The 12,230-nt window shown below is 72.2% G+C and carries 9 protein-coding genes; 2 read left to right on the forward strand and 7 right to left on the reverse strand.

Annotated elements, in window-relative coordinates; all coding sequences use genetic code 11:
* The first annotated feature begins 269 nt into the window (after positions 1–269).
* Entirely contained in the window at positions 270–1,355 is a 1,086-nt protein-coding gene (locus ABD340_RS13580) for a hypothetical protein (RefSeq protein WP_344589256.1), read from the forward strand.
* A 28-nt stretch (positions 1,356–1,383) separates the two neighbouring features.
* On the opposite strand, the gene ABD340_RS13585 is transcribed toward ABD340_RS13580, so the two are convergent.
* The 5 genes from ABD340_RS13585 to ABD340_RS13605 all read right to left on the reverse strand — a co-directional run bounded on the left by ABD340_RS13585 (position 1,384) and on the right by ABD340_RS13605 (position 8,420).
* A complete protein-coding gene (locus ABD340_RS13585) occupies positions 1,384–1,749 on the reverse strand; it encodes a hypothetical protein (RefSeq protein WP_344589257.1) in 366 nt (121 codons plus the stop codon).
* Positions 1,750–1,967: 218 nt separating this feature from the next.
* Entirely contained in the window at positions 1,968–3,314 is a 1,347-nt protein-coding gene (locus tag ABD340_RS13590; protein WP_344589258.1) for an FAD-dependent oxidoreductase, read from the reverse strand.
* Between the two features lie 105 nt (positions 3,315–3,419).
* Positions 3,420–4,910 (reverse strand): amino acid permease, encoded by a 1,491-nt coding sequence (locus ABD340_RS13595; protein ID WP_344589260.1) that lies wholly within the window; start codon positions 4,908–4,910, stop codon positions 3,420–3,422.
* A gap of 196 nt (positions 4,911–5,106) precedes the next feature.
* Positions 5,107–7,221, reverse strand: coding sequence for a 3-hydroxyacyl-CoA dehydrogenase NAD-binding domain-containing protein (locus ABD340_RS13600; protein ID WP_344589261.1), 2,115 nt, complete (start codon positions 7,219–7,221; stop codon positions 5,107–5,109).
* Positions 7,218–8,420: a thiolase family protein gene (locus ABD340_RS13605; protein WP_344589262.1), complete on the reverse strand. Its 1,203-nt coding sequence runs from the start codon at positions 8,418–8,420 to the stop codon at positions 7,218–7,220. Before ABD340_RS13605 ends, ABD340_RS13600 begins: the two co-directional genes overlap by 4 nt.
* A 185-nt stretch (positions 8,421–8,605) precedes the next feature.
* On the opposite strand from ABD340_RS13605, the gene ABD340_RS13610 reads away from it, so the two are divergent.
* Entirely contained in the window at positions 8,606–10,396 is a 1,791-nt protein-coding gene (locus tag ABD340_RS13610) for an AMP-binding protein (protein ID WP_344589263.1), read from the forward strand.
* On the opposite strand, the gene ABD340_RS13615 is transcribed toward ABD340_RS13610, so the two are convergent.
* Complete coding sequence (locus ABD340_RS13615; protein WP_344589264.1) at positions 10,362–11,561, reverse strand: sensor histidine kinase; 1,200 nt, start codon at positions 11,559–11,561, stop codon at positions 10,362–10,364. The two genes, ABD340_RS13610 and ABD340_RS13615, sit on opposite strands and share 35 nt — an antisense overlap.
* A complete protein-coding gene (locus tag ABD340_RS13620; RefSeq protein WP_344589265.1) occupies positions 11,561–12,229 on the reverse strand; it encodes a response regulator transcription factor in 669 nt (222 codons plus the stop codon). Before ABD340_RS13620 ends, ABD340_RS13615 begins: the two co-directional genes overlap by 1 nt.
* Between the last annotated feature and the right edge of the window lies 1 nt (position 12,230).

Genomic DNA, 12,230 nt, shown 5'->3' on the forward strand with positions numbered 1-12,230 from the left:
TTCTCGCCGCGGTGGTGATCTCTGCCCGCCGCGGCCCCGATTGGTCACGGGCCGGCGTCCGATCACGACTTCGGCGGCGACCCGCTGCGCTTCCAGGCGACAATTACCCTCCGTGCGAGATTGAACACCATCCGTTGTTCAATCTCACCAGACGTGAAGTTGGCATTCGGATGACCCGCGTCCCATTCGGTTTCAAGTAGTGGCCTTCTGGTAACTGTGTGTAGTTGACCGTAGTGATCAACTCTTCGGTATGACGGGGGACGAAGAACATGCGACACGGAAACGCATTCGCGCGCGGAGACGCGACGGCCTGGCGGGCGGCGGTGCCCGCGGCGATACTGGCCGCGCTGACCGCGCTGACCGCGCTGCCCGCCACGGCGGCGGCAGCGGCGCCGACGCCGGCACCGGTGGCGCCGAAGGCGGCGCCCGCCGACAAGTCGGCCAAGGGCTCCGCCAACACGCTCGAGAACGAGCCCGACGACGACGTCGGCAAGGAGATCGCGAACGAGCTCGCGGACTCCGATGACAAGCCCGCGAACAAGCCCGCGAACAAGCCCGCGAACAAGCCCGCGAACAAGCCCGCGGACAAGCCCGCGAACGCGCCCGAGGGCACTCAGCTGAACGGGCCGACCGAGATCCGGGACCAGTCGTCGGTGCCCGTCCAGGCCCCGGCCCAGCAGCCGGCGGCCGCCCAGGCGCCGGCCGCCCAGGCCGGTCCGGTGCCCTGCCGGGACGGCAAGGGGGACGAGCACGCGCTGGCCCGCGCCGTCCAGGCCGGGGGCACCATCACCCTGCAGCCCAACTGCACCTACACCGTGACCAAGCGGCACGGCAGGGTCTCCGCGCTCCCGCCGGTCATGTACGACACCTTCCTCGAGGGCGAGGACTCGACCATCACCTGGGGCGGCACCGAGAAGGTCCGGTCGCTGGTGGAGATCGCCGGGGAGCAGGTCCGCTTCGAGCTGCACGGCGTCCGGCTCAAGCCCGGGCCGGGGATGAGCGTGCTCCGGATCCGGCGCGGCTCGTCGGTCTCGATCAGCCAGACCGACGGCGGCCGCGACCTGTGGGGCCTGAGCGACCTCAGCAACAAGCTCAAGAACAAGGTCATCTCCAAGGGCAACCGCAACGACGACGGCAACCGCGCCGACAACGCCAACGGCGACGGCAGGGACAACGCCAACGGCAACGCCAACGGCAACGCCAACAACAAGAAGGACGGCAATTTCGACCGGGCGGCCGGTCTGCTGACGTCGTGGCTGTTGCCGCTGCTGACGCAGGCGCCGGAGGAGGGCCCGGGCGGCGCCGTGAACGACGCCATGCGCGAGGAGCTCAACGCCGAGAAGAACCGGCCCTGATCGGGCACGGCCCGGGACGCGGCCCTGGTCAGACGCCGTCCGCCGAGATCAGCCGCCAGTGGTGGGTGATGGAGGCCGCGGCGGTGCCCAGATCGCGGCCGGAGTAGGTCCACCGGCCGCGCAATCGCCAGGGCCGTCCTGCGCCGTCCTGGACGAAGACCTGCAGCGGGAAGCCGGCGTCGTGCGCGCGGATGACCCCGGACGGGTCGACCGTCGGCCGCAGCTCGGGCTCGCCCTCGCAGCGCACGCCCATCACGCGGGTTCCCGGATCCTGGCGCATCAGGCCCCGGGTCAGGTCGTACACGAGCACGGACACGTAGTCGGGGCCGAGCCACCGCAGATCGGGCAGCCTGTCAGGAGGAGGGAATCCGTACAGCTCTGGACCGCCGGTCACACGCGCACCGTAGCGCTCCGGTCAGGTCTGCGTCACTAGGGCGTGTCTAACGGATCTACGTTCTGTCGCGCGACTCGACGGACAAGACCCATAAGACACGCCCTGGTTCGCGGGCGGGGACGTCCAGGGACACAGCCGGTCCGGTGGCGGACGCGTGGACCGACGCGGACCGGCGGCGGGCCGCGCCGTACCGCTCGGCCCACGGCTGCCTGCACCGCTCAGCCCGGGTGGCAGGCCGAGCGCATGGCCTCCCAGCGGGCCAGCTTCACCCGTTCGCCGCGGCCGAGCGAGCGGGCCAGCTCGGTCTCGGCCGTGTCGAGGTTGAGCCAGTCGGCGTAGGTGACCACGCGCAGCCCGCGCGACTCCAGCAGCTCCTCGATCGAGCGGCCGGGCCGGGGACCGTCCGGGTCGGCGTCCTCCAGCAGGTTGCGGACGGTCTCGGCGGCGTCGGACTTGTTGGTGCCGACCACCCCGGTGGGCCCGCGCTTGATCCAGCCCGCCACGTACTCGCGCGGGATCCGCGCACCGTCCGGGCCGGTGATCCGGCCGCCCTCGTTCGGGACGACGTAGGCGCGCTCGTCGAACGGGACGCCGTCGAGCGGCACGCTCTGGTAGCCGACCGACCGCAGCACCAGGCCGACCGGCAGCGTCTCGAACTCGCCGGTTCCGGTGACGCGGCCCGACTCGTCCAGCGTGGTCCGCTCCACGCGCAGCCCCTCGACCTGCTCGGTGCCGAGGATCTCCACCGGCGCCCGCCAGAACCGCACGTCGATGCGGCGCGGGGCGGTGCCCGCGGGCTCGCCGGTCCAGCCGTTGAGGACCTTGACGTTGCCGCGCACGTGCCGGTCGGACTCGGCCAGTTCCGCGCTGGCCGGGTCCAGCTTCATGTCGTCGGGCCGCACATGGACCTCGACGCCGGGCAGCTCGCCCAGCTCGCGCAGCTCCTTGGTGGTGAACTTGGCCTGCGCCGGGCCGCGCCGACCGATCATGTGGACGCGCCGGACCCGGCTGGCGGCCAGCGCCTCCAGCACATGCACGGGAATGTCGGTCTCGCGCAACTCGTCGACGGTCTTGGCCAGGATCCGGACCACGTCCACGGCCACGTTGCCGACCCCGATGACCGCGACCTCCTCGGCGGTCAGGTCGAAGACGTGGTCGGCGGCGTCCGGGTGACCGCAGTACCAGTTGACGAAGTCGGTGGCGGCGATGCTCCCCGGCAGCCCCTCGCCCGGGATGCCCAGGTGCCGGTCGACCATGGCGCCGGTGGAGTACAGCACGGCGTCGTAGCAGTCGAGCAGGTCGGCGCGGGTCAGGTCGCGGCCCAGCTCCACGCAGCCGAAGAAGCGGACGGCAGGGTTCTCCAGCACCTTCTGCAGGTACCGGGCGATCGACTTGATCGACTTGTGGTCCGGAGCGACACCGTATCTGACCAGGCCGTACGGCGTCGGCAGCCGGTCGAAGACGTCCACCCGGACGTCCCCGTCGGTCTGCTTGACCAGGGCCTCGGCGGCGTACAGGCCCGCGGGCCCGGAGCCGATCACTGCGACGCGCAGGGGAGCTGCCATGCGCGCCATTGTGCCCATCCGGCGGCGCGGACGGTACGCCGACCCCGGAAATGGGTGTGAATCCGCAGCTCCTGAGGCCGGCCGAGGTCCGTCCGGGCGCATCGGTCAGCCGGTCCGTTCGGCGTGGACGGCGCCGAGATGGCTGTGCCGGCGGCTGTACGCGAAGTAGATCAGGAAGCCGATGACCATCCACGCCAGGAACCGCAGCCAGGTCTCCAGCGGCAGATTGAGCATCACGAACAGGCAGGCCAGCACCGACAGCGCCGGGACCAGCGGCACCAGCGGGGCGCGGAAGGCGCGGTGCAGTTCGGGACGGGTGCGGCGCAGTACCACCACCGCGATCGACACCACCAGGAACGCGAACAGCGTGCCGATGTTGACCAGCTCGGCCAGCGCGGCCAGCGGGATGAACCCGGCCATCGCCGCCGCGAGCACTCCCATCAGGATCGTCGAGCGGTACGGGGTGCCGAACCGCGGGTGCACCGCCGACAGCCAGTCCGGGAGCAGCCCGTCCCGGCTCATCGCGAAGAACACCCGGCTCTGCCCCAGCAGCAGGATCAGCACCACGGTGGTGAGCCCGGCGACCGCCCCGATGCTGATGATCGTGGCGAAGGCGGGCATGCCGACCGCCTTGAACGCGTCGGCCAGCGGCGCCTCGACGCTGAGCTGGGAGTAGTTCTGCATGCCGACGACCACGAGGGACACCGCCGCGTACAGCACCGCGGTGATCACCAGCGAGCCGATCAGGCCGAGCGGCAGGTCGCGCTGCGGCCGGCGGGCCTCCTCGGCGGCGGTGGCGACGATGTCGAAGCCGATGTAGGCGAAGAACACGACGGCGATGGCGGCGAAGACGCCGAACCAGCCGTAGCTGACCGGGCTGATGCCGAACAGCACCTGCATCAGCGGGGCCTTGAGGCCCTCGACCTCGGCGGTGGACTTCGCCGGCGGGATGAACGGGGTGTAGTTGTCGGCCTTGACGAAGAACAGCCCGGCCACGATCACCAGCATGACGACCGACACCTTGATCGCCACGACCACGGCGTTGACCCGGGAGGAGATCTTCACGCCCAGCACCAGTACCGCGGTGACCGCCAGCACCAGCAGGATGGCGGGCACGTTGACGACGCCGCCCGCCTCGCCCGGCGGATGGGCCAGCGTCGCCGGCATCTTGATCCCCATGGTGTTCAGCAGCGACACCGCGTACCCCGACCAGCCGACCGCGACCACGGCGGCGGCCAGCGCCAGCTCCAGGATGAGGTCCCAGCCGATGATCCAGGCGGGCAGCTCGCCCAGCGTGGCGTAGGAGAAGGTGTAGGCCGACCCCGCCACCGGGACGGTCGAGGAGAACTCGGCGTAGCACAGCGCCGCCAGCCCGCACACCACGGCGGCGAGGACGAACGAGAGCGCCACCGCCGGCCCGGCCTTGTCCTTGGCGACCTGCCCGGTCAGCACGAAGATCCCGGTGCCGATGATGACGCCGACGCCGAACACCACCAGATCGAGGGCCGACAGCTCGCGGCGCAATCGGTGCTCGGGGGCCTCGGCCTCGGTGTCGCGGATCGACTCCTCGACGGTCTTGGTACGGAACAGACTCAAGCCGTCCTCCTCGGCGGGGGAGATGGTACGGGCCTATGATCACCGATTGCGACCGGCTGAAACCAATCCGTGGGGGTTCGTGGCGAGGGGTGGCCGACCTGCGCGAAGCGCGACGATCCCCGGAAGCGCCTCGGGTGAGGGGGCTTCCGGGGATCGTCCGGCCGTGCGTGTCAGGTGGGCGGTTCAGGTGGTCGGTTCAGGTGGGTAGGGAGGCCGCCCCGGGCTCCAGGAAGCGGGTGCCGTTCACCTTCTCGGCGATCCCGGTCCGGTCCAGGTACGGGGTGATCCCGCCCAGGTGGAACGGCCACCCGGCGCCCAGGATCACGCACAGGTCGATGTCCTGGGCGGCGGCGACCACGCCCTCGTCCAGCATGATCTTGATCTCCTCGGCGAGCGCCCGCAGCGCCCGGTCCAGGACCTGCTCCTCGGTGGACGGCGAGGTCCCGCCGGCGAAGATCGCCACCGCCTCGGGGTCGAGGGTGAAGTCGGGCCGGTACACCCCCGCCTTCCCGGCCCTGACGAACGCGGCGAACTTGGCCGACAGCGGGAACCTGTCCGGGAACGCGCCGTGCAGCGTCTCGTTGACGTGCAGCGCGATCGCCGGGCCGACCAGGCCCATCAGGACGAACGGCGGCATCGGCAGGCCCAGCGGCGCGGCGGCGCGCTCGGCCACCTCGATCGGGGTGCCCTCGTCCACCGTCTGGACGATCTCGGCCATCAGCCGCAGCAGGATCCGGTTGACCACGAACGCGGGCGCGTCCTTGACCAGCACGCACGACTTCTTCAGCGCCTTGCCGGTCGCGAACGCGGTGGCCAGGGTCGCGTCGTCGGTCCCGGTGCCGCGCACGATCTCCAGCAGCGGCAGCACCGCGACCGGGTTGAAGAAGTGGAAGCCCACGACCCGCTCGGGGTGCCGCAGCCCGGAGGCCATCTCGGTCACCGACAGCGAGGAGGTGTTGGTCGCCAGCACGCACTCGGCGGAGACGTGCTCCTCCAGTTCGGCGAACACCTTCTGCTTGACCGACATCTCCTCGAACACGGCCTCGATGACGAAGTCGGCGTCGGCGAAGGCGTCCTTGGTCAGCGACCCGGTGATCAGCGCCTTGAGCCGGTTGGCCTTGTCCGCGGAGATCCGGCCCTTGCCCAGCAGCTTGTCGATCTCGCCGTGCGCGTAGCCGACGCCCTTGTCCAGGCGGTCCCGGTCGAGGTCGGTCAGCACGACCGGGACCTCCAGCCGGCGGGCGAACAGCAGCGCCAGCTGCGAGGCCATCAGCCCCGCCCCGACCACGCCGACCTTGGTGACCGGGCGGGCCAGCTCCTTGGCGGGCGCCCCGGCGGGCCGCTTGGCGCGCTTCTGGGTGAGGTCGAAGGCGTACAGGCCGGCGCGCAGCTCGTCGCTCATGATGAGGTCGCCCAGCGCCTCGTCCTCGGCGGCGAAGCCCTCGTCCCGGGTGCGGTCCTTGGCGGCTTCGACCAGTTCCAGCGCGCGGGTGAAGGACGGCGCGGCGCCGTGCAGCCTGCCCTCGACCGTCCAGCGGGCCTGCGCGATCGCGTCGTCCCATGCCTTGCCGGTGTCGACGGCGGGCCGCTCGACCTTGAGGTCGCCGTTGAGCACGCGGGCGGTCCAGGCCAGGGACTCCTCCAGGAAGTCGGCCGAGTCGAAGATCGCGTCGGCGATGCCCAGCTCGTACGCCTCTCGGCCGTTGAGCATCCGGTTCTGCGCGAGCGGGTTGTCGATGACGACCTTGAGGGCCTGCTCCGCGCCGATCAGGCGGGGGAGCAGGTAGGTGCCGCCCCACCCGGGCACCAGCCCGAGGAACGTCTCGGGCAGCGCGAGCGCGGGGACGCCCGCGGAGACGGTGCGGTACGTGCAGTGCAGCGCGACCTCGACGCCGCCGCCCATCGCCGCGCCGTTCACGTACGCGAACGAGGGCACGTCCAGCTCGCCCAGGCGCCGGAACACGTCGTGCCCGAGCCTGCCGATGAGCCTGGCCTCCTCCTTGTCGTTCAGGGAGGAGACGCCCTTGAGGTCCGCCCCCACCGCGAAGATGAACGGCTTGCCGGTCACGCCGACGGCGACGATGTCGTCCCGCTTCGCCACCTGGTCGATGGCCTCGTCGAGGGCCAGCAGGCCGCGCGGACCGAACGTGTTCGGCTTGGTGTGATCGTGCCCGTTGTCGAGGGTGATGAGCGCCGCCCGGCCGGCGCCGAGCGGCAGCTCCACGTCACGCACGCGGGCGTGGGTGACGACTTCGTCGGCGTTGCGGTCCTCGCTCGCCAGCAGCGAGCGCCACGTCTCCACGCTGCTCATTCGGTGCCCTCCCAGTTCGCGTTCTCCCAGAGGACGGTGCCGCCCATGCCCATGCCGACGCACATGGTGGTCAGCCCGTACCGGACGTCGGTGCGCTCCTCGAACAGCCGGGCCAGCTGGTTCATCAGCCGGACGCCGGAGGAGGCCAGCGGGTGGCCGAGCGCGATCGCGCCGCCCCACGGGTTCACCCGCGGATCGTTGTCGGCGATCTTGAAGTGCTCCAGGAAGGCCAGCACCTGGACGGCGAAAGCCTCGTTGATCTCGACCAGCCCGATGTCGTCCATGGTCAGCGCGTTGCGGGCGAGGAGCCGCTCGGTGGCGGGCACCGGGCCGACGCCCATCACCTCGGGCTCGACCCCGGCGAAGGAGAAGTCGATCAGTCGCATCCGGGGCGTGAGGCCCAGTTCGCGGGCGACGTCCTCGGCGGCCAGCAGGCAGGCGGTGGCGCCGTCGTTGAGCCCGGCGGCGTTGCCCGCGGTGACGTTCCCGGCGACCCGGAACGGGGTCTTCAGCCCGGCCAGGCTCTCCATGGTGGTGCCGGGACGGGGCGGCTCGTCCTCGGTGGCCAGGCCCCATCCCTTCTCCGCGGAGCGGATCGCGGTCGGCACCAGGTCCGGCTGGATCCTTCCGGCGGCGTAGGCGGCGGCGACCTTCTCCTGGCTGCGCACCGCGTAGGCGTCGGCGCGCTCCTTGGTGATCTGCGGGAACCGGTCGTGCAGGTTCTCCGCGGTGGTCCCCATCACCAGCGCGGACGGGTCGACCAGCTTGTCGGCCAGGAAGCGGGGATTGGGGTCGACGCCCTCGCCCATGGGGTGCCGGCCCATGTGCTCGACGCCGCCGGCGATGACGACGTCGTAGGAGCCGAAGGAGATGCCCGCGCCGGATGTGGTCACGGCGGTCATCGCGCCCGCGCACATCCGGTCGATGGCGTAGCCGGGGACGGTCTTGGGCAGCCCGGCCAGCACCGCGGCGGACCGGCCGATGGTCAGGCCCTGGTCGCCGGTCTGGGTGGTGGCGGCGATCGCGACCTCGTCCACCCGCTCGGGCGGGAGGGACGGGTTGCGGCGCATCAACTCGCGGATCGCGCGGACGACCAGGTCGTCGGCGCGGGTCTCCGCGTACAGGCCCTTGGGGCCCGCCTTGCCGAACGGCGTGCGGACGCCGTCGACGAACACGACGTCACGTGCGGTACGAGGCACGGGTCGTCCCTCCTCTACTCGTCAGTAACCAGAAATTCTACCCGTCAGTAACCACTGACCGGGCGCGCCCCGCCACGGGCCGCCGCGGACCGCCGCAGGCCGCTTCAGGCCGCACGGAGACCATGCCCTTGTTCGGCCGCGAAACCCGTGGGTAACGTGACCGGAAATCACCGGAGGAGGGCACGGTGGTGCATGCGAGGCCCGCATATCGGCCGGGGGCGCGTCGCCGGATCGGGCACGTACGCGATGTGACCGCCCTCTGCCTGCGCTCCGGGGTGCTCTTCCACGGCCGTCCGCTGCTCCTGCTCCGCCAGTTGCGCGTGCTGCGCCGGTGGGGCACCACGCTCGCCGGGCTGGTGGCCGCCGCGGCCGCCCGCGGCCCCGACCGGCCCGCCGTCATCGACGACCGCGGCACGGTCACCTTCGCCGAACTGGACGACCGCGGCACCCGCCTCGCCGCCGGCCTCCCCCTGGACGGCCCCCGCCCGCGCGTGGCCGTGCTGTGCCGCAACCACCGCGGCATGGTCGAGACGCTGGTCGCGTGCGGCAAGCGCGGCGTCGAGGTCGTCCTGATCAACACCGGGTTCGGGGCCGGCCAGGTGCGGGCCGTGCTCGGCGAGCTGCGGACCGACCTCATCGTCGCCGACGCCGAGTTCGCCCCGCTGCTGGCGACCGTGCCGGTCGCGCTGCGCCGGAACGTGGTGTGGGCCGACCGCGCGCCCGACCCGGGGTCCGGCCCCGTCCGGGCGGGCCCGACCATCGACCAGATCGTGCACGCCGCGCCCGCGCCCGCGCCGGAGCCGGCGCCGCCGCAGATCCAGAGCCGCACCATCGTGCTCAGCTCGGGCACCACCGGACGGCCCAAGGGCGCCCGCCGCCGGCCCCGCCCCGGGCTGCGGCCGCTGGCCTCGATGGCCTCCCGGATCCCGCTGCGCGCCCGGCAGACGATGATCATCGAGGCGCCGCTGTTCCACACCTGGGGATACGCCGCCCTCCAGATGGCCTGGGCGCTGCGCGCCCCCGTCGTGCTGCGCCGCCGCTTCGACCCCGAGCTGACGCTGCGCTCCCTCGCCGCGTACCCGGAGACCGCGGTGTTCCTCGTCCCGGTCATGCTGCACCGGATCATGGCGCTGCCCGAGGAGGTCCGGCACCGGTACGACACCTCCTCGCTGCGGATCGCCGCGCTCAGCGGCGCCGCGCTGCCCGGCGACCTGGCCACCCGCTTCATGGACGCCTTCGGCGACCGGCTCTACAACGTCTACGGCTCCACCGAGGTCTCCTGGGTCTCCATCGCCACCCCCGAGGACCTGCGCGCCGACCCGCGCACCGCCGGGCGGCCGCCGCGCAACACCTCGCTGGCGATCCTGGACGAGGACGGCCGCGCGGTCGCCCGCTCCATCATGGGCCAGATCTTCGTGGCCAACGAGCTGCTGTTCGAGGGCTACACCGGCGGCGAGCCCATGGAGGTCCGCGACGGGCTGCTGGCCACCGGCGACCTCGGCCACATCGACCACCGCGGGCTGCTGTTCGTGGACGGCCGCCGCGACGGCATGGTGGTGTCCGGCGGCGAGAACATCGTGCCGCGCGACGTCGAGGACGCCCTGGCCCGGCTCCCGCAGGTGCACGAGGCCGCCGTCCTCGGCGTGCCCGACCCCACCTGGGGGCAGTGCCTGGCCGCGTTCGTCGTGCTGCGTCCCGGCGCCGCGCTGGACGCCGACACGGTCCGCGCGCACGTCCGCGACCAGGTGGCCCGCTACGCGGCGCCGCGCGACGTGCACTTCATCGACGAACTGCCCCGCAACGCCGCCGGCAAGGTCGTGCACCGCTGGCTCGTCCCCGGCGGGCCTGAACCGGAAGGCCGGGTCAGCTGGTCGCCCCAGGCGTCCCGACCGCCGCGTTCCGGCATGGAACTCGCCGCCGCGCCCGTCCCGGACGACGTCGCTACGGAACCGGGGCCCGCACCAGGACCGCAGTGACATCGGCCGCCGCCGGAAGCCGCACCGTGATCGCCAGGCCGCCGTCCGGACGGGGCACCGTCTCGATCGTGCCGCCGTGCGCCTCCACCACCGCCCGCACGATCGACAACCCCAGCCCCGCCCCGGCCGCGGACCCGACCCGGTCGGCGCGCAGCCGCCGGAACGGCTCGAAGATCTTGTCCACCTCGTACGACGGGACCGGCTTGCCCGTGTTGGCCACGTGCAGGAACGCCATCCCGTCCCGCCGGCCGGTGCGCACCCACACCCGGCCGCCCGCCACGTTGTACTTCAGCGCGTTCTCCAGCAGGTTCACCGCGCACCGCTCCAGCAGCACCGGATCGCCCTCGACCGTCGCGGCGCCCAGCCGGGCCTCCACCTCGATCTCCCCGGACGGCTCGTCCAGCTGGTCCAGGGCGCTGCGGACCACGTCCTGCAGCGGGGTCGCCGCCCGCGCCTGCGGCTCCCGCTCCGAACGGGCGAGCAGCAGCAGCCCCTCGATCAGCCGCTCGTGCCGGGCCGTGTTGCCCAGCAGCACGTCGGCCAGCGCCTTGGTCTCCGGCGGGTTCTTCCGGCTGGCCAGCGCGACCTCCAGCACCGTCCGGTTGATCGTCAGCGGGGTGCGCAGCTCGTGCGAGGCGTTGGCGACGAACCGCCGCTGCGCGTCGAACGCCCGCCACAGCCGGTCCAGCATCCGGTCGAAGGTGTCGGCCAGGTCCTTGATCTCGTCCTGCGGCCCGGCCAGCGCGATCCGCTCGTGCAGGTTGCTCTCCGACAGCCGGCGCGCGGTCGCCGTCACCGTGTGCAGCGGGCGCAGCACCCGGCCCGCCACCACGTACCCGATCAGCACCGCCACCACCCCGAACACCAGCAGCATGAGCAGCGAGGTCTGCAGCAGCTGCGACAGTACGTCGGCCTTCTGCTCGGCCAGCTGCCGGTTCAGCTGAGCCTTGGCCTCTGTGAGCGCCCGCGTCCGGTCGGCGGCGGTGAGCAACTGCTCCACCTGCGCCGGCCGGAACCCCGATCTGCCCAGCGGGTTCACCGAGAACCGCTGCTCGATCGCCCGCGCGGTCAGCGCGTAGCTCACCCCGACCAGCACCGCGATCGACACCAGGAACAGCGAGCCGTACACCAGCGTCAGCCGGGCCCGCACGCTCAACCGCGCCATCACAGCGACCCGTCCTCCGCCAGCCGGTAGCCCGACCCGGTCACCGTCTCGATCACCGCTGGATCACCGAGCTTCTTGCGCAGCGTGGCCATGGTGACCCGCACGATGTTGCTGAACGGGTCGATGTGCTCGTCCCACGCCCGGTCCAGCAGCGTCTCCGCGCTCACCACCCCGCCGTCGGCGCGCAGGAGCTCCTCCAGCACCGTGAACTCCTTCTTGGTGAGCCGCAGCGCGCGGCCGTCCCGGACGACCGTGCGCCGGTGCGGGTCCAGGCGGATCCCCGCCCGTTCCAGCACCGGCGGCACGGCCGGTCCCGACCGCCGCCCCAGCGCCCGCACCCGCGCCACCAGCTCGTGGAACACGAACGGCTTGGGCAGGTAGTCGTCGGCGCCGAGCGTCAGCCCGTCCACCCGCTCGGTCACGTCCCCGGCCGCGGTCAGCATGAGGATGCGGCCGGGATGCCGGCCGGCCAGCTCCCGGCAGACGTCGTCGCCGTGCACGGTCGGCAGGTCCCGGTCCAGCACCACCACGTCGTAGTCGGTGTAGGAGGCGCGCTCCAGGGCGTCGTCCCCGTCGTACACCACGTCGACGGCGATGGCCTCCTCGCGCAGCCCCTCGGCGATCGTGTCCGCGAGGACCCGCTCGTCCTCGACGATCAGCACCCGCACA

Source organism: Actinomadura vinacea (genome assembly GCF_039532545.1).
Classification (GTDB): Bacteria; Actinomycetota; Actinomycetes; order Streptosporangiales; family Streptosporangiaceae; genus Spirillospora; species Spirillospora vinacea.

Bases quoted from the DNA above. Each gene is read 5' to 3' on its own strand.
- ABD340_RS13600 (WP_344589261.1), bottom strand. From the start codon at position 7,221: ATGAGCAGCGTGGAGACGTGGCGCTCGCTGCTGGCGAGCGAGGACCGC.
- ABD340_RS13580 (WP_344589256.1), top strand. From the start codon at position 270: ATGCGACACGGAAACGCATTCGCGCGCGGAGACGCGACGGCCTGGCGG.
- ABD340_RS13615 (WP_344589264.1), bottom strand. From the start codon at position 11,561: ATGGCGCGGTTGAGCGTGCGGGCCCGGCTGACGCTGGTGTACGGCTCG.
- ABD340_RS13590 (WP_344589258.1), bottom strand. From the start codon at position 3,314: ATGGCAGCTCCCCTGCGCGTCGCAGTGATCGGCTCCGGGCCCGCGGGC.